Here is a 25456-nt window from a genome sequence, read left to right as displayed (position 1 = left end):
TCATGAACCCCTCCGCAGCCAGCAGCGCTCCCTTCATCGACCGCTCCCTGCTGGCGGCTCAGTTGCGCTGGCTGGCGGAGCGGGAGGTGTTCATCGGCACATCCTCCTGGAAGTATGAAGGCTGGCTGGGCAGCATCTACTCGCCAGACCGCTACCTGACCAGGGGCAAGTTCTCCCAGGCGCGCTTCGAACGGGACTGTCTCTACGAGCACGCCGAGACGTTTTCCTCCGTCTGTGTGGACGCAGGTTATTATCGCTTCCCCTCACCCAAGTATGTCGCAGGTCTGATGGAGCAGACACCCGATCATTACCGGTTCACTTTCAAGGTCACCGATGACATCACCGCCCGCACTTTTCCGAATCTGCCCCGGCATGGTGACAAGGCCGGGAAACGCAACGAGCATTTCCTCAATGCGGACCTCTTCACCCGGGCTTTCCTCACGCCCTTTGCATCGTTCAAGTCCAAGGTGGGAGTTCTGATCTTTGAGTTCAGCCACTTTCATGCCCGGGACTTTGAGCGCGGACGGGACTTCATGGAGGCACTGGACCAGTTTCTGGGAGCCCTGCCCAAAGGGTGGCGCTACGCGGTCGAAATCCGCAATCGTAATTTCCTCCACCCAGACTACTTTGCCATGCTCAAGTCACATGGGGTGGGCCATGTCATCAATCAATGGGCCCGCATGCCAGATGCTTCCGAGCAGATGGCGATGCCCGGTGCCATGGACTGCGCCGATTTCGTCGCCGCCAGGTTCCTCCTCAAGCAGGGGCGAAGCTATGAGGAGGCAGTAAAGCTGTTTTCGCCCTACACGGCAACGAAGGAGCCCCACGAAGGAGCCCGGGAAGCCGCTGCGGCCCTGATCCGCCCCACTGTGGAGTACGACCTGAAACCTGCGCCCAAGCACTCACGGAAAGCCATTTTCGTGTACGTGAACAACCGGCTTGAAGGAAACTCCCTGCAGACCATCATTGCCATTCTGGTGAAGCTACAGTTGGAAAAATTCGGGTTCCTGCCGCCGTCCATCATGCCCCCTTCCTCAAACCCACCCGCCACCCTCCTATGAGCCCTGAGGAACTTGCCGCCCGCATGGCTTCCGATCTTGCCGACATTGAAAGAACGCACATGCCGTTCGGCAAGTTCGGCCCCCAGCATTTCCCTCCTCACGGCATCCCCATCTTCGACCTGCCTGCGGAATACCTGGGCTGGTTCGCCAAAAAAGGCTTCCCGAAAGGCAAGCTCGGTAAACTGCTGGAGATCGTCCATCAAATGAAGGCAGACGGCTCAGACAGTGCCTTCGACGGCATGCGCCGCCGCCGTGGCGGCCGCAGCCAGTTGCGCGAAGATCGGCCGAGAGAGTGGCGGGCGGGTGAAGAGCCGCCTTTTTGAGACAGGATTTACATTTCGCTTCAGAACTCAGCGAGGTCCAAAAAAGCGATCTCCATTGAAATGAATCATGTGATCAGGTTCCGAAGCAATCCACACCTCAGTTTCCCAAGCAATATCGGGAGCAAACTTGCGGAATGCACCACGGTCCAGAAAGGACGTCACATACACGCGAGGTATCGAGCAATTCTGACAAAGTTGATCGAGCGTCAATAACCTCTCGGGTGAGATGGGGCCAAAACTGTGAACTGCTTCAATCAGAAACAGCCATCCTCGTGCCTCGTCTAACAAAATAATATCAGGCAGGCTTCCTGAGGTTGCCAACGGCAGTCCAATCGCCGTCAGTCTCTCCGTATCGCACACAATTGTCCGATCTTGGGCATCACCAAGGTACAGGACCAGTGAACCTGGAGCAAATCTTGGTCGAAACTGCTCAACCACGGCTCTTTGCAACGCATTGTGTTGACCAGGTCCCAGCCGAAGTTCGGAACCATTAGGTAAGACCAATGATATTGCGGCAACTGAACTCTTTCCTCCAACAACGTCAGTCAACGCGGTCTGCCCCTCCATGAACTTGGCAGCATGAGCCGCCCAACCAAGTTGCCCAAATGACTGAATGACAGGAGCGTGCAGGGGATTGACTGCGTATCCACGCGTAGGATCGTTTGCAGCTGCATGGGGCTTGGCAGCGCTTTTCAATACAATGCCAGCCAAGATCGCCAGTTTCAGATGTTTGCGCCGAATGTCGTCGTAAGATCCGCGAGAGATCGACTCTTCAAAGTGGCGATTGATGAAGTCTATGATCTGCCGGGTTCCGAGTGGCGGGCCCGGATGTTTGGCGGCCGACGGCCAGTCGGCGGAGTGCGTCACTCCAGCTACCGCCAGAAAGCACATCGCAGTCATTTCACGACTCCGCTGAGTCGCTGAGGATAGCGGCACTCCCAATGCTTGAAGCACCTCAATAGCCTCATTCACAACCCTGCGAACACTCGCTGCCTTGTTCTTTCCAGCCATGCCTTTTTGTCTATCAGGCCGCAACCTTTTGTCCAGCTCGAGGAACGCTATGTCGTTTGAGTTTGAAGTATCGGACGACCGATCCAGCCAACGCATATGCCATCATTGGCGGAACCGCATTGCCGATTTGAGTGAAAACGCTTCCTTCAGAGCCAATGAACTCAAAGCCGTCTGGAAAAGATTGTAGACGAGCTGCCTCACGTGGCAGAAGTCGCCGTCTTCTGCCGTCCGGCAACTTTATTCGTTGCATGTCTCCCGTCGCTCCGGCGAGATTCCGACAGGTCAAAGTTCTCGCTGGTAGATCCAAATGAAGATCACGCGGTCGAACACATGCCGACGCCTTTTCATAGTTGGCAATGTACTTGTCCATGCTCGGCGTAAGAAATCGCGATTCGGGCGGCGTCGCATAGAGCATCCCCTCCAGGGCATCGGCAGAAGTCCACACCTTCGCTGAGGGAGCAGGAAACACAAAGCCCCCAAGGTGACCAACTACTACCAATCGTTCACGCTTTTGGGGAACCCCGAAATGAACCGAGTTCAAGATTCGAAGATCCACCTCATACCCAAGATCACGCAGCTCTGCCAGAATCTGGTCAAGGTACCATCTGTTACCATACATCATCCCCCGCACGTTCTCGAACATCCAGAGCTTCGGACGCAACCTTGCGACTGCGGAAATGAATGTAGGAAACCCGTCACGAGAATCCTTCAGCCCATTTTGATGCCCTCCAACTGAAAACGGCTGACACGGCGGCCCGCCGATAATCAGGTCGCACTTGGGAAACTGCGATTCAGGCGTCAGCAATGTTTCAAAGCATTCCCCTCCAAGATTTCTGCGATACGAAGCACACGCATCGCGATCTTTCTCGAAACCAATCGTCGAAATCCCTGCCGATTCGAACCCCAAGGCAAGCCCACCACAGCCAGCAAACAAGTCAATCGCAACCAACCCGGCCTGGTCAGTCGGAATAAGGGTGGAGTTGATGACTTCCGGGAAGGAGAGCATGGCACAAAAGTGGCAGAATTGACCTAAATGGCAACACTCGATAGTGGTATTTTGAACGCCATGGAGGGGGGGAGAACCCTACCCTCACCCTTTCTCCTCCACCTTCGCTTACCCCACCACACTTACCACCACCCGGCGGGAGTGCGGGGCGCGGCGGTGCTCGAAGAGGAAGATGCCCTGCCAGGTGCCGAGGGCAAGGCGGCCATTGATGACGGGAATGACTTCGCTGGTTCGGGTGAGCACCATGCGGAGATGGCTGGGCATGTCGTCTGGCCCCTCGCTGGTGTGGACGAACCACGGTGTGTTCTCCGGGACGAGCCGTTCGAAGTACTCGTGAAGGTCTTTGCGGGCTGACGGGTCAGCGTTCTCGTAGATGACGAGGCTGGCACTGGTATGCTGGACGAAGACTGTGGCGGTGCCGGTTTTGATGCCCGCAGCCTTCACAATGAGCTCGACGGCGTCGGTGATTTCATAGGTCCCCTTGCCGCGGGTGTTGATCAAAAAGATGTCTGCGTGGGCCGCCATAGGATGGGTACAGGAGTGTTACGGTTTCTTCTTCTTTGCTCTCGGCTGCTTCACAGGCACTGCTTTGGCGGGCTTGGCCCGCTTTTTCCTGGCAGCCTTGGTCGTCACCGAACGCAGGGCACACTCCCATCCCATGGTGGCCCAGGGCCTCATACGCTGCGCATTGGCAAACGCCATCTCCGGTGGCTCGTAGTACTTGGAAACGACGGGATTGCCTGCCTTGTCCAGGCAGAAGACGAAGGGTTCACACCCCTGATCGATGAAACGGTCTTTGGTCTCGTCGTCGGTGCGGAGGTAAAAGCGATTCTGCGACACCAGCCCAAACATGAGTGCCTCCTTGTAGATACCGTAACCGCCGAACATCTTCCGGGCGGTCACGTCCCCCAGTGGGGTCAATAGATCCAGGAGAGAATCAACAAACGTGGACATGACGGGATGGGAGGTGAGAACCGCCTAGCAGCTCGTGGGCTCCTTACGTGCCAGCTTGACCGAGTGCGGAATAGCTCCCACGACGAAGCTGAGGCACTCCACCGCCCCTTGGGGCTTGCCCGGCAGAGCAATGACCAACGACTGGTCCACAATGGCGGCCAGACAGCGGCTCAAAATGGCGTTGGCGGTGATCTCCAGTGACTTTGCCCGCATCACCTCTCCATAGCCCGGAATCTCCACACGCATGATTCCGCGAATGGCCTCCGGAGTCACATCGCGCTCGGCGATGCCGGTGCCGCCCGTCGTAAGCACCAGCCCGCACCCTTGCGCAGAAAAGGAGCGAATCGCCTGCTGGATCGCCCCCTGGTCATCTGGCACCACGGCCTCGGCCAGCACCGTCCAGCCGTAGCCTTCTGACGCCTTGCGCACGGCGGGACCTCCGAAGTCCTCATACACGCCGGCACTGGCGCGGTCAGACACAGTGATGATGCCAACAGAGATGGGAGCAGCCATGTCAGGATGTACGCCCAAGCCCACCCTGATTCAAGCTGGCAAACCGAACACGAGCCTTACCCCACCGCTTCCTTGGTCTTGCTCACTAGGTGCACCCCGTCGATCCGCATCGTCTTGTCCACCGCCTTGCACATGTCATAGATGGTGAGCAGCGCCACAGACACCGCCGTGAGGGCCTCCATCTCGACGCCCGTCTGGCCCGTCGTGCGCGCCATGGCGGTGGCGGTGACGCCATCATCGGTGAGCACAAAGTCCACGGCCACCTTGGTCAGGGCCAACTGGTGACAAAGGGGAATGAGGTGCTGAGTCTGCTTTGCCGCCTGGATGCCTGAGATGCGAGCCACCGCCAGGACATCCCCTTTTTGAATCTGGTTGTCCCGGATCAGCTCCAGAGTCGCCGGATCCAGATGGATGCGTCCGGCAGCCACAGCCTCACGCCGCGACACCGCCTTGCCGGAGATGTCCACCATGCTGGCCTCGCCTTGCTCGTTGATGTGAGTCAGTGACATGAAGGGAACTGTATAGCGCTGGACCGGCCGAAGGCTCAAGCTCAGGCTTCCACCAACTGCCGCCCAAAGACATTGCCTCGCACTTTAAGATCCTGCACCGCAGCCACGATCTTGGCGCGGTCCATCTCATGAACCTCCAGCTTGCGGCCGATCTCCGGCACGAGCGTGATCGTGAGCTCCCCGCCCAGATGTTCGCGGAACTCCTCCAGGCCCGCGAGGATAACCAACTCCCCTTTAGGAGTGCGCTCCAGCAACTGGGGGGCAAAGGTCGCGAACCCCACCTGCTCAATGAACGTGAGAACACGCTGGGCAATAGCCTCGTCCAAGATTCCCGCTTTCACGGAGTAAAGCAAATCCACGGCCATCCCGATGGCGACAGCCTCTCCATGATGGATCTCAAAATTGGACACCTGCTCCAACTTGTGAGCTACCCAATGACCGAAGTCGAGCGGACGAGCGGAGCCGTATTCGAAGGGATCACCGTTTGTGGTGATGTGTTGCACATGCTGCGCGGCACTGGCCCGCACGGCCTCCTCCACCACGTCTTGTTCCAAAGAGGCCAGCTTGACAGCGTTGCTTTCCAGCCAGAGGTAAAAATCCGCGTCACGGATCAATGCTACCTTGATCGCCTCGATTAGTCCGCAGCGCCTTTCCCTCTCGGGCAAGGTATCCAGGAAGGCGAAATCGTTGACGATGGCGTAGGGGACGGAGAAGGATCCCACCCAGTTCTTCTTGCCGAAGAAGTTGACTCCGTTCTTAACACCCACTCCGCCATCCCCCTGGCTCAGCGTGGTAGTGGGAAAGCGCACATGACGGATACCCCGATGGGCTGTGGCTGCGGCGAAACATACCAGATCCAGCGCAGCCCCACCGCCAATGACGAAGACTTGGGAATGGCGGTCTATGCCTGCATCATTGATCTGCTGCCAGCACTGTTGGACTAGATCGAAGTCATTTTTGCAGGGCTCTCCACCGGGAATGATCACTCCGGGCGCGGCCAGCACAAAAACATCAGAATGTGCCGCAGCATAGCGTTCCATGTCCGCCAACAAGGTCGGATTGGCATCCGCCACATGACTGTCCACAAAGGCAATGGCCTTCGTAGAGCGTCCGCCTTCCCGGGCGGATTGAAGCAGCTCGCGCAAGGTTAGATTCTCCTTGTCAAACACGTGGCGTGTAAACAACACACGCTGCGTGTACTCCACGTGGAACCGGTTTTCTAACATCTAACAGAGTCTTTCTGGGAGGGTGATGAAGGGTGGATAACTACGCTTACGTGGCCGCGATCTTTCGCTGCCACAGAAGCAGCAGCGGGAAGCACAGCACGAAGACGAGGGTGAACGCCGGAGCCGTCAGACTGACGGCGAGCCCATCTACAAATACGATCCCCGCCAGCAAAAGGCCGACGGCGCGTCCGATGTTTGACGGGGGGGGGGTGCGCATGAGCCGGAGAGCCTTCCTCACACAGAGGATGACCGGCAGCATGGCGGCAAGGGCCACCGCATGAGTCCATTGGGGATTTTGGAAATAGGAGGCCAGCGGCTGCTGGGTAGCCAGGATGCCCGCCGTGACCAGCACCGGGAGAGCCAGGCCAAGGTACCCCACCACGCGCTGCCAGCCACCTGCCTGGGCGGGCCGGGATTCATGCCGGGCAATCAGAGTGACGCCTACAATGTAGCCGCCCAAGGCGATGGCCCGCAGGACCACCGGCAGATCTGCATGGGGATCGAGTCCGCCGGTGACTGCGGAGGCGGCAGAGAGCACCAGCAAGGTGCGGCAACTGCCCATGACGAAGACCGAACCCGCCCAGGGCTTGTGGTAGAAGTCATAAGCCAGGATGGCCAATACCAGTCCCCCGACCAGCCAGGGACAGGCACCCCCACCAAAAATGAACGCTCCGGCACCGCCGACCATCATCCCCAGCCCCACCAGCCAGACGGTGCTCGCAGAGACCCGGCCCGAGGGAATGGGACGATCCTTCCGGTGCTCCCGGTCAAACTTCACATCCGCCGCATCATTCAGGATCATACCGCCCGTGTAGAGCAGCGATCCGCCAAGCAAGATCCACCCCACTCCCCAGTAGTCCCGCCCCCCGCCCGCCAGCAACCACCCCGCCAGGACATTGGTCCAGGCGGTCGGGAGATTGGAGATGCGGGCCAGTTCCAGCCAGGGGCGGAGCAATTTCATGCGGAATTCACCAAAAAAAAGGAGCTTGTACGTTCGTGAAGCGTGACTCCGACGTCAAGGGCAGGTAAATCCTATGTCACATTAGCGGAACTCTATACATCCCAATTTTGTCAGTTGCTCGATACACAAAACAGTTAATCTATACCTTCATATGACCTCGACACCTCCCGCATATCAGCAGAACCCTGCTCCCAAGAGCAGCGGCAAGAAATGGGTCCTCTTTGGCTGTGGCGGTTGCCTCGGCCTGATCGCCCTCGGCATCGCCGGGGTCGTGGGCTTCGTTTTTATCGTCCTGGGTGCCATCAAGCAGACGGATGCGTACAAGATCGCGCTGTCCAAGGCGCAGAACTCCCCCGCTCTCCAGGCGGCCATCGGCTCCCCGATGAAGGAGAACTTCTTCTCGCCCATGGGCTCGGCCAGCGTCAACAATGGTGCGGGTGAAGCCAATATTATCCTCACTTTGGAAGGCACGAACAGCCGTGCGGCCGTGGTCACCGCCTCTGCGACCAAGCCTGCAGGCGGCGAATGGCAGTTCAGCGTTTTGACCGCCAAGGTCGCGCCGAGCGGTCCTGACATCGACCTGCTGACCGAAGGCCAGCCGGCAGATCCTGCGGCGGCACCGGCTCCTGCACCGCAGAACTAACCTCCGGTCATCCATCTGATTTCTCGAATCTGCCCCTGCCAGTGATCACGCTGGCAGGGGTTCTTTTTTGAGACGCTCAGCGCGTCCCCACCACAGAGTCAGCACTGTTGCGACAAGCAACAGCGGCAGGATGGCGAGATTGACGGTACTCCAGCCATAGTGCTGAAGCACCGGCCCAGCCGCCAGAGTCGCCCCCGCCGTGGTGGCATAGCGGAGGAACTCGGACACCCCCTGCGTCTTGGCCCTCTCGGAGGGGCGATAAGACTGGGCCTGAAGCGTACTGCCGCCCACGAACATGAAGTTCCACCCTACCCCGAGGGCGAAGAGCGCGACATAAAACGCTGGCAAACTCGTCGAAGACACCGCCGCCACGACGCACACCACATTCAAGACTCCCCCGGCCACCAGCAGACTGAGCAGCCCAACTCGACGGATCAACCACCCGGTGACAAGAGACGGGGCATACATGCCCACCAAGTGCCACTGAATGATGTTTGCACCGTCATCGATGCTGTGGTGGCACGATACGGCGGCGAGCGGTGCAGCGGTCATCACAAACAACATGGTGACCGAGCCGATCACGTTGTTGGCCATGGAAGCCGCAAAAACAGGCTGCCGAACGATGACCCCCAGGGGACGAGGACCCGCATCGTCCATGGATGCAACGCCACCCGCCGTTATCGGATCCCCGTCACAATAGAATGTCCAAAGCAACCCTGCCGCAATCACCCCTAACAGAGCTACCATGAGGTACGCCCCGGCAAACAAGGCTGAAGGAATCAGATCCTTGCTCCATGCAGCCAACGCAGGTCCGATGATGGCGGCGAGCACCCCACCAGCCAACACTGTGGAGATGGCACGGCTCTTGGCTTCAGGCTCGACCGCATCCGCTGCCGCCAGTCGATAGTACAGAGCAAAGGCCTGATACACGCCCACGCCAGCCGTGCCTGCGCAGAAGAGCCAGAAGCGCCCTTCCATCACCGCCCACACGGATATCCCACCTCCCACGGCGCCGATGAGTGCCCCCAAAGTGAATCCCAACCGCCTGCCCAGCCATTGCAGGAGAAAGGCGGCGAAATACGACACCCCGGCCCCGGATACCGTGATCATGGCAAACGGCAGCGTGGCCAGAGATTTGTCTGGAGCCAGCTCGTACCCCGTCAGGCCCGTGAGCGTGAGGTCGATGGAGATGGCGCAAATGTAGAGCGCCTGGCAGACCGCGAGAATCCGGGCGTTGCGATGGCTGTGGGTACTGGGGTTCATGGTTGACTTTCCATGATTGGCCCAGAAGACTCTTGTCCCAAACGACATTATTCCCACGTTTCACGCCATGATCCGCAAGGTGACTTTTTTCATCTATCCGCAATTTCAGTTACTCGACCTGAGCGGACCGCTCTCAGCGTTTGATCTGGCGGAGCGTGCCTGCCCCGGCAGCTACAGCACCCAGGTGGTCTCTGAGACGGGCGGATTGATGCCGAGCTCCGCAGGTCTGGTGGTCGCATCTTCCCCTCCGGATCGCTCTCCTCCAGACACACTCATTGTGGTAGGAGGCCGGGGGGTCCATCAGAGTTGCACCACTCCGGGCTCATTTCAAAAGCTGCTGCGTACGGCAGAAAGAGCCCGCCGCGTGGCCAGCGTGTGCACCGGAGCCTTTCTAATGGCTCGCATGGGACTGCTTTCCGGTCGCAAGGCCACCACGCACTGGCGGCACGCGGGCAGGTTCCGCACGGAACACCCGGAGGTGATGCTGGATGACGACCGCATCTACATCAAAGACGGCCAAGTCTGGAGCTCCGCCGGGATCACGGCCGGCATTGACCTCGCACTCGCTTTGATTGAGGAGGATCTGGGCACCGTCGTTTCCAAAACCGTGGCCCGCGAACTGGTCATGTCCCACCGCCGTCTGGGCGGGCAGTCACAGTTCTCGGCCATGCTGGACCTGGAACCAGAATCCCACCGCATCCGCGACGCCCTGCACTACGCCCGGGAGCATCTGGCTGAAAACTTCCCCATGGCGGCCATGGCCGCGGCGGTGGGCCTGAGCACCCGCCAGTTTGGGCGGGTGTTTCTCGCTGAGACCGGCCAAACTCCCGCCCGGGCGGTAGAACGGCTTCGCGCCGAGGCCGCGCGCCCGCGGATCGAAGACAGTGATGAATCCCTGGAACAGATCGCCGCCAGCGTCGGATTCGGCCAGGCGGAGCGAATGCGCCAAGCCTTTGTCAAACTCTACGGCCAGAGTCCGCAGTCCCTCCGAAGGCATATGAGGAGAGGAAGAGAAGCAACGATGAAATAAACCACAGAGAACACTGAGACTCCACCTGAGGTTTAGACAGAATTAACAGAATTTACGGAATTAGGGTTCATCTTCTGGCTCTCCGTATGAGCGCACCCATGTTCGCATTTGAAACCCTAATTCTGTAAATTTTGTTAATTCTGTCCAAAAAGTCATTCCTCTGTGTTTTCTATACCTCTGTGGTTTAACAGTCCCTACCTCTAAGCAAAGATATCCTTCACCACCTCCCCGGCCACATCCGTGAGACGGAAGTCGCGTCCGGCATAGCGGTAAGTCAGACGCTCATGATCCAGTCCCATCAGGGCGAGCAGGGTGGCGTGCAGATCGTTGGTATGCATGCGACCTTCCACAGCCTTGATGCCCAGCTCATCCGTGGCACCGTAAGTAAAGCCCTTCTTCACACCCGCGCCGGCCAGGAACATGGAGTAGCCGGTGATGTTGTGGTCACGACCATCCTGGCCCTGCGCCGTAGGAAGACGTCCAAATTCAGAACCAAAGAGCACCAAGGTGTCATTGAGCATGCCCCGGGCTTCCAGGTCAGACAGCAGCGCTGCCGTCGGCTGGTCAATAGAAGCCGTGCGATCCAGCAGGCCCTTGTGCAGGTTGTTGTGGTGATCCCACCCACCCTGGCAGATTTCCACGAACCGCACACCGGCCTCACTCAGGCGCAGGGCCATGAGGCACTGGCGGGCAAAGGAACCTGCCGCACCGTCCTTCACCCCGTAGGCATCACGGATGTGCTCTGGCTCCTTGGAGATATCCAGCAGTTCAGGCACCTTGTCCTGCATGCGGAAGCCCAGCTCGTAGGAGGCGATGATGCCGTCCACCGGATCTGGGGATCCGGCCTGACGGGCAAAGTCACGGTTCATGCCCTGAATCAGATCGAGCTGCTTGCGCTGCAACTTCGCAGCGGAGGCCGCTTTGAGATTCGGGAGATATCCTTGATCGGTGATACGCGTCCCCTGATAGTGAGCCGGCAGGAACGCACTGCCGTAGTTGACAGCACCGCCAAAGTTCGGTGGCGGGTTGATGGTCACATAGCCGGGCAGATCCTGATTGTCAGTGCCCAGACCGTAGAGCAGCCACGATCCCATGCTGGGCCGGGTGAGTGCGGCGTTGGCGCTGCCGGTGTGAAGCTGCACCACTGCCTGTGGGTGGGCCGGCGTGTCTGTGTGCAAGCCGCGCAACCAGCACATCTTGTCCGCATGCTTGGCAATGTTAGGCAGCAACTCCGAGAAGTAGGTGCCGGTCTCGCCATATTGTTTGAAGCGGAACTTGGAGGCCGTGACCGTGCCGCCTCCTGGACCCGACTTGCCATTGCTGCGAATGAGCTCTGGCTTGTAGTCGAAGGTGTCATGCTGGGACATCGCTCCTTCCATGAAGATGAAGATGATGCGCTTGGCTTTGGTCGGCAGCACCGGGGCCTTCGGGAGCAGCGGCTGCTCCACCGCGGCAGATGCCTGGGACTTCAACGCATCCTGGCCAAGCAGGCCGGCAAGGGCAAGATAGCCAAACCCCGCACCGCTGGAGCGAAGCACCGTACGGCGGGAAAGCTGGGGAGATTGAGGAGAACGAAACATGGTAACTGGGATTGGGGAAGCTTGTTAAATGGATGGAGGCACTTCAGATGAGGAGAAAGGTTAGGCGTTAAGGGTTAGATGTTAGAAGTGGGACCGCTCCCGGGAATTGCCTCGCAGCTCATAACCCATAACTTCTAACCCTCACCCCTCTCCCCCATCACCTCACGAAACGGAACTCAGCAGAGGCGTAGAGGGCCTGCACCAGGTTGAGCCATGCGGCGGTTTTTGCGTCAGGGGCCACCACCGCTTCATCCACCACCACCTGGTCGGAGCGGTCCACATTGTCAGGGTTCTCGGGTACAACCGGCGGCTTGGCAGCCGTTTCGTCCGTGGTGCTGGTGTCAGAGCTTTCCCGGCCCTCCGCCTGGGCGAGCACTGGAGCGTTGCCAAGTTCTGCCTGGTAGGTGGACTCATAGTCCGCCAGGAACTGCTCGGCACGGGCTGCCTCGACATCGCTGGGTGAGCGCCCCAGAGTCAGGAGGTAGATCTGGCGAACCCAATCACCAGCGGTCCTTGCCGTATCACCGGCCGCCTTGCTGGCCAGGGCGAGTGCTTCCTTCCTCACAAAGGGTGAGTTCAGCAGATACAACGCCTGAGTGGGCACCGTGGTGGCATCGCGCTGGCCGGTCACCAACGTCTGCTCGACGGGGTCAAAGGCCTGCAGGTTCCCAGGAGTCACGCCGCGGAGCAGCGGCAGATAGACGCTGCGGGAGAGGCTCTTGTCAGCGGCACGATGAATAGAGGCCGCCTCTGCGCCGTTGTCCCGCATCTCCACCATGCGCAGTTCTTTGGCCGCAGAAGCCTCAGGCTTGGGCAGGAGCTGACCCGAGGTGACAAGCAGCGTGTCCCGAATCTCTTCCGCCGTAAGACGACGTGGAGAGTGACGCCAGACCAGCCGGTTCGCGGGGTCAACTTCCCGATTGGCATCGGGAGCCTCCACACCCAGCTGATAGGAGCGAGTAAGCACCACCCGACGGACGAGCTTCTTGAGCGACCAGCCTTCACGAACGAACTCCTGGGTCAGGTAGTCAAGCAACTCCGGATGAGAGGGCTGACCGCCATTGATGCCAAAGTTGTCCACCGTGTTCACAATGCCGGTGCCGAAAAGGCTCTGCCAGACACGGTTCACGATGACACGTCCGGTGAGCGGATTGTTCGCGCTGGTGAGCCACTTGGCCAGTTCCAGACGACCGCTCTGCTGGGGATTGACCGGCTCCGTTCCCGGCACCTGGAAGGCGCTGAGGAAACCACGGGGCACCGTTGGTCCCAAACGTTCCGCCTCACCGCGAATGCGCACCTCGGTATCCGCCACGGTCGTAGCGTCGCGCACACCGTGAACGGCATGGCCGCGAGCCGCAGGATCGGTCAGAGCCAGCAGGTCGCCCTGGAGGCGGTCAAACTTGACACGGAAAGCACGCTGCTTGGGCTGACCATTGGCCCCGCGAGCAAGGCCTTCTGGCGTGCCACGGATCTTGTCCCAGGCTTCCTTGGCTTCCGCCACTTGAGCTTTGAGCTTCTCCACATCCCCTTCCGGCACCGGAGGAGCATCGGAGGCGAGCTTCACCAGCATGGCCGGGTCGTAGTAGTCCAGTCCTCCCCCACCCATCTTGTTGCGTACCCCGGCGCAATGGTCAGTGCTGGTGAAGATGCCTGCGAGGGCGTAGTAGTCCGTAACAGGGATGGGATCGAACTTGTGATCGTGACAACGCGCGCAGCTCACCGTAAGCCCGAGGATCGAACGGGTCACCGCATCGATCTGCTCGTCCACGTTGTCCATGGTAAAGCGCACCTTGAAACGCTGGTTCACATCCTTCACACCGAGGGCGAGGAAACCAGTGGCCGTCAGCAGCCGGTCACGCTCTGCAGACGACTCGGCAGGAAGGAGATCTCCTGCTATCTGCTCCCGGATGAACTGATCATAAGGAATGTCCCGATTCACAGCATCCAGCACGTAATCGCGATACTTCCACGCGTGAGGATAAGGGATGTTGCGGGACGGGCCGGTGGATTCACCATAGCGGGCCACATCGAGCCAGTGACGTCCCCATTGCTCAGCGAATTGCTGGGACTGTAGCAAACGATCCACCACCTTCGCGAAGGCATTATCCGATGTGTCCTTCAAGAAGGCATACACTTCCTCCGGCTTGGGCGGCAGGCCGGTGAGATCATAAGTGACGCGGCGGATCAAGGTGACTTTGTCCGCATCGCCCACCGGGGAGAGTTGATTTTCCTCCAACTTGGCCAGGATGAACTGGTCAATGGTGTCGCGTGCCCACCCCGTGTCTTTCACTGCGGGCACCACGGGTGCCTTCAAGGGCTGCCAGGCCCAGTGTTCCGCTTTGAGCTTGTCGTACTCTGCGCTGGTGCGACCGATGGAGGCCGGAATGCGCTCCCGCGGCCACGTTGCGCCGTCCTTGATCCACTGGGAGAGATCGGCAATCTGGGTGTCGGTCAGCAGTTCACCCTCCTTCGGCATCACCTTGGCGTGGTTCCGCTGCACACGGGCCAGGAGCAGGCTCTTGTCCGGGTTTCCTGGAACCACAGCCGGCCCTTCGTCACCGCCCATGATCAAGCCATTGCGGTCATCCACCCGCAATCCCCCTGCGGGCTTGGTCTCCGCAGAGTGGCAGGTGTAGCAATGGTTGACGAGGATTGGGCGGACCTTCTTCTCGAAGAACTCAAGCGACTGGTCCTGACCAGCATCCACCGCTGGACTGGCCAGTAGTGAAGGGGCAGCAAGCCCGGCAACAATGGACACAACACCTGCCGTGCGACGCAGCACGGCGGCCTGTGCTCCAACAAAGTCTTTTAGGGGAGAGGGATGGAATGAAGGCTCCATGGAAGTAACTGGGGAATGGCAATGCGACGCGAGGAAGCCTCACCAGCCAGGGAAAACGAGAGATGGGGCCATCTATGGCCGAAGCGCTTGCTTCGACTCCACATGCCTGGCCCGGGAAACAGTCATCCCGTCGTTATTGGTGGTGTGGCGGCAAATGCCTGCGAGTAACTCCGGACGACCGGTCAGTGCTCTACATGGCATCGGAGGTGCATCCCATTGGTTGGGTCAGCCCTGCACATGCTAGTTCTAACTCAATACCACACTCAGTCAATGGGAATTAGGGAGAATTGGTCTGAAAACTGTCTTTTTCGTCAAAATGGCCCGGCCTTGCTCTCTGGGGCACTTCCAATTCCGGGCACAAAAAAGCGGAACCCGCCTCGCGGGTTCCGCTTCAACAATGGATAAAGTCTTCCGGGCTTCCCTTAGATGAGACCCAGTTCCTTCACCGCGTCGCGCTCTTCTTTGAGCTCGTTGACGGTGGCGTCGATCTTGCCCTGGCTGAACTCGCTAACGGACACGCCCTGCACAATCTCCCACTTGGAGCCGTCCGTGCGGATCGGGAAGGAGGTGATGATATCTTTCTCCACCCCATAGCTGCCATCGGAGCAGACGGCCACGCTGGTCCAGTCGCCCGCCGGGGTCGGCGTCACGAGGGATTTCACGGTGTCAACCACTGCGTTGGCGGCAGAGGCCGCGGAGGAGGAGCCACGGGCCTTGATGATGGCCGCACCACGCTGTTGCACCGTGGTGATGAATTCTCCTTCGAGCCAGGCCTGATCGCTGATCACTTCAGTCACCGCCTGGCCTTTGATCTTGGCGTTGGTGAAGTCAGGATACTGAGTGGCGGAGTGGTTGCCCACCACGAGAACACGCACATCGGAAGCGGCGTTCTTGGCGATCGCCTGGCCCTGGCCCACGAAGATCTTCCCGTTGATGTTGAGCAGGTCCTTGCGTTCCATCCCTACCTTGCGCGGCACGGAACCGACGAGCAGAGCCCAGTTCACGCCTCTGAAGCCCTCGTTGAGATCGGAAGTGGGGGTGATGCTGTGCACCAGCGGGAAAGCGCAGTCATCGAGTTCCATCACCACGCCACCGAGGGTCGGAAGAGCGGGTTCGATTTCAATCAAGCGCAGAGCCACCGGTTGATCCGGGCCGAACATGGAACAGGAGGCAATGCGGAAGAGGAGGGAGTAGCCGATCTGGCCGTCCGCCCCATCCATCATCAGCTCGATCATCGAATCGAGGCCCACATTTGAAACCTGCCTACTCGCTGCAATGCTGAATTTGTATCGTAGGTCGGGGCGGCACCCCAGAGACTTTGCAATCATCTGCATTTGAAGAAAGAATCTCGTTCGGTTTTGAACAGGACCACCAGAAACACCAATGAACACGCCTCATCTGCTGCGATTGCGTGTCGTGCTCGACCTCTTTGCGGGAAAAGCCTTTCCCTCGCGCTTGGTCTTTCCTCGTGCGGCGCTATGCTGCGTTGTCGTAGCCTTGCTTATTGAGTTTGGGGGTGGCAGGCAATCTTCTCTATCGTTCATCCTTCACCGCCTAAATCTCTTTAGCAATAACCACAGTAGGCCTGTTGCCACCAGTACGACAGCGCCCCAGACAGGGAGAAACCTAACTTTGTCAGCCTGAGGTTCCGCCGTAGCAACTTTCTTGACCCCAGACTCTGAACCTATGGAAGAAGAAGGACGCGGGGTTTCCATTAAACCTGAATTCGTCTTGCTATAATCGGGAGAGTTGTCGCGGCTGTGGAACGTGACTCCTCCCAACTCGGAGAGCTTTCGTTCGTACTCGGCGATACGTTCAGGTGTGATGTTGGGTTCCTTAACACCCAATGCGATTATGCCATTTTGGGAGGGAAGTGCGGCTTCCGGGAACTGGCCAAACTTTACTTCTCCGGCTGTGTTCAGCCACAGAAAATCCCACCACAGTCCCTCTTTGGTAGTAGAGTCCCCCCGTGCCTGAAGGTCAGAGGGCACAGTTTTGATGACACAGCCGTCCCACAGCGAAACAAAAAGGTGACTGGCGGCCTACCCCACACAGGGTAGGCCTGAGATGAAATTCAAACCAGCCAAAGTCATTGGAAGCGTTCTGGGGCAGCTTTGCAAGCTCATTCCCGGGCACTTGGTCGCGAACCTCTGCGCTCAACACCACCACGGCAGCCAGCCGCGCACCTTCAGTTCCTGGAGTCACGTGGTCAGCCTGCTCTACGCGCAACTGACACACTCCATCAGTCTCAACGATGTGTGCGACAGCTTGAGGCATCATGCCGGGGCCCTCGCTGCCATCCGCGGAGCGACACCGCCAGCCCGCAACACCCTGTCCCATGCCAATAAGAATCGGGACAGCGACCTGATGGAGACCCTCTTTTGGAAGATGTTGGATCATCTCCAGCATCGGCACCCCGGGTTTGGCCTGCGCTATGAAGGACTGCCCCGGCGGTTTAGACGGGCCATCTACGCCATCGACTCCAGCACCATCGCCCTGGTGGCCAACTGTATGAGTTGGGGCCAAGCACCGGCAGCGCAAGGCGGCGGCCAAGCTCCATTTGCGTCTCACCTGCAAACCTTCCTGCCAGCCTTTGCCATCATCGAAGAAGCCTCTCATCATGATGACTCGCGCTCCCGCGCGCTTTGTGCCAGCCTCAAAGACGGGGAAATTGCCTTGTTTGACAAGGCTTACATCAACTTTGCCCACCTCTGGGAGTTGACTGGGCGGGGCATCTTCTGGGTCACCCGTGCCAAGGACAACATGAGCTACCGGGTGACGCGCAAGCTCCAGGCACGGCCGCAAGGCAAGGTGCTGCGCGATGACCTCATTGTGCTCAAAGGAGCCAGGAGCCTTTCGCAACATCCCGGCCCGCTGCGCCGGGTGGAGATGCTCGTGGAGCTTGACGGCAAGGAAGTGCGCATGGCCTTTATCACCAACCAGACAGAATGGGCCGCCAGCACGGTAGGAGAACTCTACCAGAGCCGCTGGGGCATTGAAGTGTTCTTCAAGCAGATCAAGCAAACGCTCTGCATCTGTGATTTTTTGGGACATAGCAAAAACGCGATCCGCTGGCAGCTCTGGGCGGCCCTGTTGCTCTATGTGCTGCTGCGGTTCCTGGCACAAGTATCGGGCTGGCCGCACAGCTTCACCCGCCTCTTCACGATGATCCGAGGGGTGACTTGGAGCCGGGTGGATCTGCTCAGATTGCTGGCGTTCTATGGGACAGCAGGCGGTCCATGGAAGATGCGAGCCAGCCCGCAAAGCGTGTATCTGCCTGGGCTGGAGCCCCCCGTCTATGGGACAGCAGGCGTCGCATAACGGAGCAGGACCGCCCCGTTTGAGAAATCACTTTCGCAAAAGGCACTTCAAAACATCACCAACTCAAGCCTCTGGCGCTGCTTTTGCAGGGCTATGGGATGACTGTGTTTTGATGAGAAAAATCATACCATCCACCTCTCTGTCCCTATAACCAAGTGGCACCGGGTAGCCTTGCTTCAGGAAGCGGTAACGCTCCCATGGCTTCAACAGAAAGGTCTTTGACCAAATGTCAGCGAACCCATCCACATTCCAAATCTCGTTCCAGTTGAGGTCATTCGCAGCGGTTGCCCCCTTACCGGCCCCAATACGTTTGGACAGGTAGTTGCTCAGCAACACCAGTTCTGTGGATTCTTTACTCGAACCTCGCCCCAGTGTGGCCGGCTCCTGAGAATACAGAGCAGCGTTGATGATTAATGTAAAAAGAAGAAGCGTTTTCATTCCTGGCTCCACGACAGCGTCTTTCGTAGTTACATCGCTCGGACGTACAATCTCCCTCTTCGCCGAAGTCTGTAGCCGCCGAATTCACCTGCCCATTGAAGACAATAATCTGCTTTAGACCAGTCGATCGCCTTCGGATGATCAGCCAGGCATAACGAACCTCGTGGGATCGCTGGTGCGCAGAGAAATTGGCAACCCTATCACAAGGACAAGTGAGGCTCGCATTGGTCCACCTAGAGAGCGTCAGTTCCGTTTCTTGGTCAGCACCCACACAGCGCCGGCTATCCCTGCCACCAGAAGAAAAATGATCCAGTAAGGCGGCCTTGCGGGAGTGTCTGCCGCCCGCAATCTTTCTTCTGCTTCATTCAATCCGGGTGGCGAATGGGGATTGGTTGGGGGCGGTGTCGGATTCACATTCACTCCCTTCACTGGCACCCCATCCTTCGTAATCACTCCATCTTTCATTTTTAGCAATGAAGAGAACGGAGATCGAAAATCGGGATCGATGGATTCTAGATCGAAAGAAAATTGGGGTGTGGGAATCTCGAAACGATCGCCCGGGGGAGATGTCCCTCCCTCCCATTTGATAGTCGCATTCTGTTTATAAAGGACCCTTGTCAGGGTGCATTTATAGATTCCGGTGCTTTTCAGTGGATAGTGGGTGGCCAGGTCAATGGTGCCGGTTGATTGCGTTCCGGGAAGCATGTCCTGAACGTAAAGCCTCTTATAAACCTCGGGTTCGATGACGCCTGGCTCATCCTTGTAGGCAATGATCGGGTTCCCGGAAGGATCAAGCAAATTGACGATAAGATCAAGCGTCTCGTTTGCCTGAAATCTCTTGATCACGGCAGTCGAGTTATTGGCTATCACGTAGTCGAGAACCACACTCTTGGATGACGGATAAGACGGCCGGTATTTTACGGTGATTTCAATATCGTCAATTGCGCCCCTCGCCTCGGCAAACTCACCAGCTGTCGCCATTAAAGATGCCGCCAAAAAAACAAGGCACACTACGATCTTGATTATTGGGATGCGGTACATAGAGGGAAACTATTGAACGATCATGACGTCATCTTTCCAGTTCTTCGTCCACTCTGGATGCGTGTGCGTCGGAGTCGATTCACTGGAGGCTTCATTCTTGTAGTCAAACTTCCATCCGCCCCCATCGATCTTGTCCGTCACTTTCCAGTTCCAACTCCAATCGACCTTCCTCAGCGGGACCCATTTTGAATTCTCACCAGGTGGTTTGAATATGATATAGACTTTGAAATCATGCAAATCTTCTACGGTGGTTAATTGGTGATTCAAGCCAAACACCGTCGAAGGGGTGTCATGACTCGAACGGGACTCACCTGTAGCGTAGATAGAGTTGGGGTAAGGGAAAGTGGTGTCCAAAACTGTTTCGCCCCAAAATTTATTCTTCAAAAGAGTAAATGCGGTTCCATTCCTTGCAGTGTCCGTCCTTTTTTCATTCAAAGTTTGGACATAAGTCCATTCACCTTCAGTTCCGAACTCGGTAGCGATGGACTTGACCTTTCCGTTGAAAGCAATTCCGGAGCTAATGCCTTGCAATACTATCGTGTAGCCCCCACCAGTGATCTGCGTGGTGCCAATGGGCGCAGACAATGTGGACCCGGGATCTACCACGGTTATCGGTGTCTTGAAGACATGTTGCTGACCATTTAGGTCACAGATCAGTTGGACCTTTTGCACACCAGTTTGCGACCAGTAATAGTGTATGTCCTGCTGCTCGTACTCACTTTGCTGGAGCATAGTTCTAACTCCCTGACTTCCGTCGGCAGTGTAGTCTTTAAACTTACCACCAGTGACTGCCCAATGAAAGTTGTTGACTGACGGTGCATTAGGCAGATCGGAGACATCAACTTTAAGGTTCATGCGCTGCCCGGGCAACACCTTGGCAAGTGCACCGGCAATCAGTTTCCACTCCACAGTCCCACCTTCTTCATCCCGCTTTATGACGGGTACCATCGTCGCCTTCTTGCCCGTAGAATGATCCTGCGAGTCAAAACTATCATCCACAGTGCCAAGCAATCCATTGGTGTTGTCAACCAGCCAGTGTTCCGCCGCAACCACATACTGCCCGGATTGTCCGGCATTGTCGCCAGGTCCCTTAACGGGTGTAGGTGGGTTGCCCTCAAGTTGAGCTTGCCAATCGTAGTCGGAAGATTGGTTCTGCTCCATGTACTCCGGTCGGGTTCTCGTATGCTTTAGCGTGATCTCATACTTATTGTTGCGGGTGACGGCAAATGTCTGCTGGGATACCTGACCGAAATCGCTGCTATTCAGCGTGCTGGTTGAGTAGTCATCAGGACCCTGGCCTACGACCGACAGGGCCCAGATTTCCGAAGCGCTCCCGCTGGGATCTCCCCAGCCGACGGGAAGTTCGAATATTTTCCCGCCATCGGCGGCACCACCCTCCCCAGGATCATTGCCCCCCGATTCATCTGTTCCGCCCGAGCCGGACCCAGTGCCGCCCCCTGAACCGCTGTTTGCGCCACCAGGTCCTCCAGGTCCCGGACTGCCATTGCCGGTGGTCGCTCCGGAATTTTGAACACCATATGTTGAGGGACGTGTCCGGAAGACCAGCTCCCACGCCCCCCCCTGCTCGAAAGCCTCCCCGCTCGCACTCTTGACGCCTTCCCCGAAAACCAGGCGGTAGCCGCTTGCCCAACCCAACGGCGACAGGGGCTGCAACGTGACCAGGTTTCCTGTAGCAGCATAAGTAATGTTCAACGGCACGACATCGCCGGTCCACTGATTGATCAGCTGAATGTTGTCAGCAATCAATGTGGATTGGTCGAGAGGTTCGCTCCAGGCTACGCGGATGGCCGCATCTCTACTGACATTGACAAAATGGTGCCCCGGTGTGGTGGAGATGACGTGAGGCCCTGTGTCCGGCACCGCCAGTGGCGGAGACTTGGTCGTAAAAGACCAACGGTGGGTGACAGCCGCAGTTTGGCCTCGCAAATTGGCAACGCCCCCGGTCAACACGCTCGCGGTGTAGGTCGTGTTTTCCTGCAAGGTAGTGAGTGGCGTGAGTTTCACGCAATACCAGTAGGGGTCATAAGCAACGCTGAATGGCACCGGGTTGCTGTCGGGGCCCGCCAGGGCAAACGCCGTGGTGTTGACCGTAGATTCATCCAGCGGTTCGCTCCACCAAGTGGAAATCACGATGCTGGGTGATACATGGACACTACCCGCGCCCGGGTTCGTGCTCATCACATAGGGCTTGCTTGCAGGGCTGGAGACCGGTTCCGTTTCAAAAACGATCCGGTAAGGAACGCAGAAGAACCCCGAGGAAGAATCGCTCTGCACTTTGATTTCGTAGACCTGACCGGCCTCGAGATCGCTTGAAGGCAGTATAGCGAAGGTGCGGTGGTCGCTCATCCACTGCCGGGTCATCCTAACTGGCTGGCCGCTTCCCAGGTGAACGAGCTCAACAGAAACGATTGAAGCTCCAAGCGACATGGGGAGGGAACGATCAAACCCTAAAACGAGTACCTTGTCCAGAGTCACATTGGTTTCCCCATCCACAGGGCGACTGTAGAGCACTTTGAAAGGGGTCGAACTGGGATTTGAGTCAAGGGTGCCAGCCAGAAATTCCTCGATGTTGCTGAAGAGGTCGCCATCAATGTCACCATCAGCGTCATTCCTTCGCACATCGAGACCGTGGGTGATTTCGTAGCCATCGGGAATTCCATCTCCATCTGTATCCTTCAGCCCTGGGTCAGATCCATGCTCAAATTCTTCCAAGGCGGATGCTCCATCATCATCATTGTTCTCGGTGGGGCCTTCATCAAGGCTTCCATAATATTGGAGTTCCCAATCATCACCAAGGCCATCTCCATCGCTATCGACTTGAACGGAGAGCAGCACTTGTGGCGAAATCCCCACGGCTCCCAACCCATCGGTGGCTTTCACCGTCATAGCATGATTTCCCAAGGGCGGAGTTGACCAGGTCCATTCATAGGGGGCCTGGTGGAAGGTCTGGAGTGATGCAGTTCCGGCAAAGAATTCCACCTGGTCAATTTGGCCACTGTTGTCCGATGCCTGCGCTACCAGGGTAACGGGTTGCCCTTCTGTGATGTTTTTACGATATCTCGGGGCTGTGAATGCCACCTCCGGGAGCGGGTTGACGATCAGCTTTACAGGAAGTTCAAGTGGTTCCGCGCCTGGGAGATCGTGGTCCACGAGTATTGTGCCCTCCCAGGGAGACCCCGCAAGATACTGGGGTGCCTGAAATGTCGCGGTGAGCTCTACGGATTGCCCAGCGGCGATTGCGCCGCTGGCAGGCGAGACGCTCAGCCAGGGCGTGATCGAGTTGATCCTGACGGCCAGCTCATCTTTCAAATAGACCTCATTGAATGCAACCAAGGTTCCGATATCCATCGCAGGGTTCTGCAAACCGACAGTGCTACTGGAGAGGGTTCCCGAGAGCTGTTTGTAGTAGAAGAAAATGTCGCCGTTAGACCAGAGAACGATCTGAAACGTCGCTGCACCTCCTCCTCCGTAGAATGAAACGTTCTGAAACTGCACCACGGCATGATCCCCGAAGTCCTGGAAGAAGATATCGCCACCAGCTCGCGGAGAGAGATCGTCAAATAATGCCGCGATAAGCCCTCCCGGCATCCCTTCACTGGGCAGGGACGCGTTTGCGTATTCATCAGAACCCTCACCCAGAGTGACGTAGCCGTTCGAGCCCACAAATATGCGGGTAAAAGTTTGGCCGTAAAACGGGAAGGAAAAGCTCAATGCAGCTTCCTCAAATGCATCATCTGCCTCTGAAACAGACGCAAGGAGAGAGCCGCTGCTGCTTATGTCATTCCAAACATAGACCGGTCCATTCGCCATGTCCGAATCTTTCCAATGATAGTTGGCACCGTCGAAGGCGTTGGTGTTGATGGTTGCAACGTTGAAATCCAATGACTGCGTTCCGCGGTTGGTAAGCGTCACTGTGCGGGGCGAGACTGAGTCTAACGCCACCTCAGCGATTAGCGGGTTGGGGGTAGCAGAGATGACCGTGGGGTAGACATGCAAATCCAAAGAAGCTGCCGCGCCCGCAGTAACGGTAATGCTGCTCTCTGTCTCTGGAAACGCAGGTTGCTTGTAGTACACTTGCACCAATCCCCCGGCATCACTGCGCAGTTGCGTCGCGTCCTTCAGTTCAGGCGTGCCCTGATTGCTCAGCGCCAACTTTCCGCCTTGGGCGACCGAAAAGTTCACTGGTGCATTTACAAGACCCACACCGGTAGCAAGATCCTTGACCTTGACGACCAGAGGACTTCCGGTGAATTGCGATGCCGGTGCATACTGATTGTCCCCGGAAACGACCTCCAGCACTGGGACCACGGTGGCGCTTCCCTGGCGGTAGTAGTTGAGAGGATCCCCGCCTGCGGCGAGTTCCTGAGCATTGCCCATGCCGTCGCCATCGAAATCTGCCGCCCCAGGATCTCCTCCTGCCGGAGCGTCAGAAAGTCGCAGCCGGAAAAACTGCCGCTCCGCCGTGCTGCTGAACCCCCAACTGATAACCTCACCGCCACCTGCCTCAACCACCGGCACATACTGCCAGTTCACCAGATCTTCAGACTGCTGGATGAAGTAAGTCCAACCGCTCCGGCCCCACCATGAGAGGTTGTACACCCCGGGGCTTTCCTGGGTGAGCTGCAACCCTTCATTGAGGTCGCTGGCCGTGGGAGCAGAAAGGACCGGGGCGCATAGCAACGCTACCAGGAACGCTAGCAGCCTCTTCATGGCTGCACCTCCTGTGCCACGGGATAACGCTGGCTCTTGACCGGCCAGAACTGGATCACAGTGTTCTGCGGTTGCGGGGGATGGTCCCGCAAATACTGCTCCCGCTGCAGACGTTCGGTCTCACGCTGCTGACGGGCCTGCTGGAGCGCCGCTTTGTTGGCGTCAAAATGCGCCAGCAACGCTTCGAGGCCTTTGCAATCCGCCTCGACATGGGCCGGATCCGCCGATCCAGACAACATGTAACTCGAATATCCGGCCGGGAACGAGGCAGGTGCAGGCAACTCGATCAACGGATAACCCGCCGCCTGAAGATCTGCATTGTGGAGGCTGAGGCTTTCTGCCGTTTCGTTGCCCACCGCCATGAACAAGGAGCAGCAACCCTCCGCGTCTTCAAAGGACCCAATGCCACCAGCCACATCGTTGAAATCCGCATTCACGTAAGCCTGATAAGGCCTCCCCTCCACCGACCATCGGACCAGAGAAACCTGATGGTCATACACGGTGCAGGACAGGAACAGCAGGTGATGAGGCTTGAGGGCAGCCTCGTCTTCGAACTGGGAAGCATCCTCAACAGCCACTACCTGCTGTGGCACCGGCGCGACCGAAGGCGCGGGGGCGCGATCAAGCCTCTGCATGATAATCAGACGACTGTTGTCGTAGACAATGGCCTCTTGCAAAACCTGCGGCGGAGGGGGCTGTGCAGTCTCGGGCTCAGCGGCAAAAATCGCCAGCCCTGCGGCAGCAACCGAGCCAGCCAACAACAGGAAGCGCCTGGGGGGAACGGACGGATCAGAGTTCACGGGAGTTCCTGGGGGGGGATACTCCACAGTAGGGTTAATTTGCGCCAACTGACAAGTGAATTTAGAACGGTCTGGGCACCGGAAGGTTTTGTCAGCGCGCTTGCACAAAACAAGATAGATTTACACCGTAAACACAACGAGACTCCCTGAGGTCGATGGAGGCCGCGCGATCCAGCAGGCCTTTGTGCAGGTTGTTGTGGTGATCT

General features: G+C 57.8%; 21 protein-coding genes. 5 read left to right on the top strand and 16 right to left on the bottom strand.

Going from position 1 to position 25456, the window contains the following annotated elements; genetic code table 11:
• Positions 1–2: 2 nt before the first annotated feature.
• Together VSP_RS12130 and VSP_RS12125 are read left to right on the top strand one after the other, a co-directional pair.
• Positions 3–1061: a DUF72 domain-containing protein gene (locus tag VSP_RS12130; RefSeq protein WP_009960895.1), complete on the top strand. Its 1059-nt coding sequence runs from the start codon at positions 3–5 to the stop codon at positions 1059–1061.
• Positions 1058–1384 (top strand): putative quorum-sensing-regulated virulence factor, encoded by a 327-nt coding sequence (locus VSP_RS12125; protein ID WP_009960894.1) that lies wholly within the window; start codon positions 1058–1060, stop codon positions 1382–1384. Before VSP_RS12130 ends, VSP_RS12125 begins: the two co-directional genes overlap by 4 nt.
• Positions 1385–1411: 27 nt before the next feature.
• On the opposite strand, the gene VSP_RS40530 is transcribed toward VSP_RS12125, so the two are convergent.
• From VSP_RS40530 to VSP_RS39310, 8 genes are all read right to left on the bottom strand, one after another.
• Entirely contained in the window at positions 1412–2395 is a 984-nt protein-coding gene (locus tag VSP_RS40530) for a BsuBI/PstI family type II restriction endonuclease (protein WP_044133521.1), read from the bottom strand.
• Positions 2396–2408: 13 nt separating this feature from the next.
• Positions 2409–3401: a DNA cytosine methyltransferase gene (locus tag VSP_RS12115; protein ID WP_009960888.1), complete on the bottom strand. Its 993-nt coding sequence runs from the start codon at positions 3399–3401 to the stop codon at positions 2409–2411.
• 108 nt (positions 3402–3509) lie between these two features.
• On the bottom strand, positions 3510–3926 hold the full coding sequence (locus VSP_RS12110; RefSeq protein WP_009960886.1) for a secondary thiamine-phosphate synthase enzyme YjbQ: 417 nt from the start codon (positions 3924–3926) through the stop codon (positions 3510–3512).
• An 18-nt stretch (positions 3927–3944) separates the two neighbouring features.
• Positions 3945–4355 (bottom strand): TfoX/Sxy family protein, encoded by a 411-nt coding sequence (locus tag VSP_RS35095; RefSeq protein WP_009960885.1) that lies wholly within the window; start codon positions 4353–4355, stop codon positions 3945–3947.
• A gap of 24 nt (positions 4356–4379) precedes the next feature.
• On the bottom strand, positions 4380–4868 hold the full coding sequence (locus VSP_RS12100; protein WP_009960884.1) for a MogA/MoaB family molybdenum cofactor biosynthesis protein: 489 nt from the start codon (positions 4866–4868) through the stop codon (positions 4380–4382).
• 56 nt (positions 4869–4924) lie between these two features.
• Positions 4925–5377 carry a cyclic pyranopterin monophosphate synthase MoaC gene (gene moaC, locus VSP_RS12095; protein ID WP_009960883.1) on the bottom strand — a complete coding sequence of 151 codons (453 nt, stop codon included), beginning with the start codon at positions 5375–5377 and terminating at the stop codon, positions 4925–4927.
• A gap of 41 nt (positions 5378–5418) precedes the next feature.
• Positions 5419–6603, bottom strand: coding sequence for a 3-dehydroquinate synthase (locus tag VSP_RS12090; protein ID WP_009960882.1), 1185 nt, complete (start codon positions 6601–6603; stop codon positions 5419–5421).
• Positions 6604–6649: 46 nt separating this feature from the next.
• Positions 6650–7564: a UbiA family prenyltransferase gene (locus tag VSP_RS39310; RefSeq protein ID WP_009960881.1), complete on the bottom strand. Its 915-nt coding sequence runs from the start codon at positions 7562–7564 to the stop codon at positions 6650–6652.
• Positions 7565–7715: 151 nt separating this feature from the next.
• On the opposite strand from VSP_RS39310, the gene VSP_RS12080 reads away from it, so the two are divergent.
• The gene (locus tag VSP_RS12080) at positions 7716–8207 is read left to right on the top strand and encodes a cytochrome c oxidase assembly factor Coa1 family protein (protein ID WP_009960880.1); all 492 of its coding nucleotides are present in this window, start codon (positions 7716–7718) and stop codon (positions 8205–8207) included.
• Positions 8208–8252: 45 nt separating this feature from the next.
• On the opposite strand, the gene VSP_RS12075 is transcribed toward VSP_RS12080, so the two are convergent.
• Positions 8253–9470: an MFS transporter gene (locus tag VSP_RS12075; RefSeq protein WP_009960879.1), complete on the bottom strand. Its 1218-nt coding sequence runs from the start codon at positions 9468–9470 to the stop codon at positions 8253–8255.
• Between the two features lie 70 nt (positions 9471–9540).
• Here VSP_RS12075 and VSP_RS12070 point away from each other — a divergent pair, with 70 nt between their 5' ends.
• Positions 9541–10500 carry a helix-turn-helix domain-containing protein gene (locus VSP_RS12070; RefSeq protein WP_029190377.1) on the top strand — a complete coding sequence of 320 codons (960 nt, stop codon included), beginning with the start codon at positions 9541–9543 and terminating at the stop codon, positions 10498–10500.
• A gap of 200 nt (positions 10501–10700) precedes the next feature.
• Here the strand turns inward: VSP_RS12070 and VSP_RS12065 are convergent, their stop codons facing one another.
• The 3 genes from VSP_RS12065 to VSP_RS12055 form a co-directional block, all read right to left on the bottom strand.
• The gene (locus tag VSP_RS12065; protein ID WP_009960877.1) at positions 10701–12080 is read right to left on the bottom strand and encodes a DUF1501 domain-containing protein; all 1380 of its coding nucleotides are present in this window, start codon (positions 12078–12080) and stop codon (positions 10701–10703) included.
• Between the two features lie 157 nt (positions 12081–12237).
• Positions 12238–14919, bottom strand: coding sequence for a PSD1 and planctomycete cytochrome C domain-containing protein (locus tag VSP_RS12060; protein ID WP_009960876.1), 2682 nt, complete (start codon positions 14917–14919; stop codon positions 12238–12240).
• Between the two features lie 422 nt (positions 14920–15341).
• A complete protein-coding gene (locus VSP_RS12055; RefSeq protein ID WP_009960875.1) occupies positions 15342–16154 on the bottom strand; it encodes a lactate/malate family dehydrogenase in 813 nt (270 codons plus the stop codon).
• An 832-nt stretch (positions 16155–16986) separates the two neighbouring features.
• Here VSP_RS12055 and VSP_RS12050 point away from each other — a divergent pair.
• Positions 16987–18240, top strand: coding sequence for an IS4 family transposase (locus VSP_RS12050; RefSeq protein ID WP_009960874.1), 1254 nt, complete (start codon positions 16987–16989; stop codon positions 18238–18240).
• Positions 18241–18303: 63 nt separating this feature from the next.
• On the opposite strand, the gene VSP_RS12045 is transcribed toward VSP_RS12050, so the two are convergent.
• The 4 genes from VSP_RS12045 to VSP_RS12030 all read right to left on the bottom strand — a co-directional run bounded on the left by VSP_RS12045 (position 18304) and on the right by VSP_RS12030 (position 25250).
• Positions 18304–18678: a hypothetical protein gene (locus tag VSP_RS12045; protein ID WP_009960872.1), complete on the bottom strand. Its 375-nt coding sequence runs from the start codon at positions 18676–18678 to the stop codon at positions 18304–18306.
• A gap of 243 nt (positions 18679–18921) precedes the next feature.
• On the bottom strand, positions 18922–19719 hold the full coding sequence (locus VSP_RS12040; RefSeq protein WP_009960870.1) for a hypothetical protein: 798 nt from the start codon (positions 19717–19719) through the stop codon (positions 18922–18924).
• A 9-nt stretch (positions 19720–19728) separates the two neighbouring features.
• A complete protein-coding gene (locus tag VSP_RS12035; protein WP_009960869.1) occupies positions 19729–24450 on the bottom strand; it encodes an Ig-like domain-containing protein in 4722 nt (1573 codons plus the stop codon).
• Positions 24447–25250, bottom strand: a complete 804-nt coding sequence (locus tag VSP_RS12030; RefSeq protein ID WP_157210850.1) for a hypothetical protein — start codon at positions 25248–25250, stop codon at positions 24447–24449. Before VSP_RS12030 ends, VSP_RS12035 begins: the two co-directional genes overlap by 4 nt.
• Positions 25251–25456 lie beyond the last annotated feature (206 nt).

The organism is Verrucomicrobium spinosum DSM 4136 = JCM 18804 (assembly GCF_000172155.1).
Classification (GTDB): domain Bacteria; phylum Verrucomicrobiota; class Verrucomicrobiia; order Verrucomicrobiales; family Verrucomicrobiaceae; genus Verrucomicrobium; species Verrucomicrobium spinosum.
The sequence above is the reverse complement of the archived record's forward strand: the minus strand, read 5'-3'. Positions and strand labels throughout refer to the sequence as shown.

What these genes read in the sequence shown, in the direction of transcription:
- VSP_RS12125 (WP_009960894.1), top strand. Translation starts at nt 1,058, where the DNA reads ATGAGCCCTGAGGAACTTGCCGCCCGCATGGCTTCCGATCTTGCCGAC.
- VSP_RS40530 (WP_044133521.1), bottom strand. Translation starts at nt 2,395, where the DNA reads ATGGCTGGAAAGAACAAGGCAGCGAGTGTTCGCAGGGTTGTGAATGAG.
- VSP_RS39310 (WP_009960881.1), bottom strand. Translation starts at nt 7,564, where the DNA reads ATGAAATTGCTCCGCCCCTGGCTGGAACTGGCCCGCATCTCCAATCTC.
- VSP_RS12110 (WP_009960886.1), bottom strand. Translation starts at nt 3,926, where the DNA reads ATGGCGGCCCACGCAGACATCTTTTTGATCAACACCCGCGGCAAGGGG.
- VSP_RS12075 (WP_009960879.1), bottom strand. Translation starts at nt 9,470, where the DNA reads ATGAACCCCAGTACCCACAGCCATCGCAACGCCCGGATTCTCGCGGTC.
- VSP_RS12100 (WP_009960884.1), bottom strand. Translation starts at nt 4,868, where the DNA reads ATGGCTGCTCCCATCTCTGTTGGCATCATCACTGTGTCTGACCGCGCC.
- VSP_RS12040 (WP_009960870.1), bottom strand. Translation starts at nt 19,719, where the DNA reads ATGTACCGCATCCCAATAATCAAGATCGTAGTGTGCCTTGTTTTTTTG.
- VSP_RS12060 (WP_009960876.1), bottom strand. Translation starts at nt 14,919, where the DNA reads ATGGAGCCTTCATTCCATCCCTCTCCCCTAAAAGACTTTGTTGGAGCA.
- VSP_RS12050 (WP_009960874.1), top strand. Translation starts at nt 16,987, where the DNA reads ATGAAATTCAAACCAGCCAAAGTCATTGGAAGCGTTCTGGGGCAGCTT.
- moaC (WP_009960883.1), bottom strand. Translation starts at nt 5,377, where the DNA reads ATGTCACTGACTCACATCAACGAGCAAGGCGAGGCCAGCATGGTGGAC.
- VSP_RS12130 (WP_009960895.1), top strand. Translation starts at nt 3, where the DNA reads ATGAACCCCTCCGCAGCCAGCAGCGCTCCCTTCATCGACCGCTCCCTG.
- VSP_RS12065 (WP_009960877.1), bottom strand. Translation starts at nt 12,080, where the DNA reads ATGTTTCGTTCTCCTCAATCTCCCCAGCTTTCCCGCCGTACGGTGCTT.
- VSP_RS35095 (WP_009960885.1), bottom strand. Translation starts at nt 4,355, where the DNA reads ATGTCCACGTTTGTTGATTCTCTCCTGGATCTATTGACCCCACTGGGG.
- VSP_RS12055 (WP_009960875.1), bottom strand. Translation starts at nt 16,154, where the DNA reads ATGATCGAGCTGATGATGGATGGGGCGGACGGCCAGATCGGCTACTCC.
- VSP_RS12115 (WP_009960888.1), bottom strand. Translation starts at nt 3,401, where the DNA reads ATGCTCTCCTTCCCGGAAGTCATCAACTCCACCCTTATTCCGACTGAC.
- VSP_RS12045 (WP_009960872.1), bottom strand. Translation starts at nt 18,678, where the DNA reads ATGAAAACGCTTCTTCTTTTTACATTAATCATCAACGCTGCTCTGTAT.
- VSP_RS12035 (WP_009960869.1), bottom strand. Translation starts at nt 24,450, where the DNA reads ATGAAGAGGCTGCTAGCGTTCCTGGTAGCGTTGCTATGCGCCCCGGTC.
- VSP_RS12080 (WP_009960880.1), top strand. Translation starts at nt 7,716, where the DNA reads ATGACCTCGACACCTCCCGCATATCAGCAGAACCCTGCTCCCAAGAGC.
- VSP_RS12090 (WP_009960882.1), bottom strand. Translation starts at nt 6,603, where the DNA reads ATGTTAGAAAACCGGTTCCACGTGGAGTACACGCAGCGTGTGTTGTTT.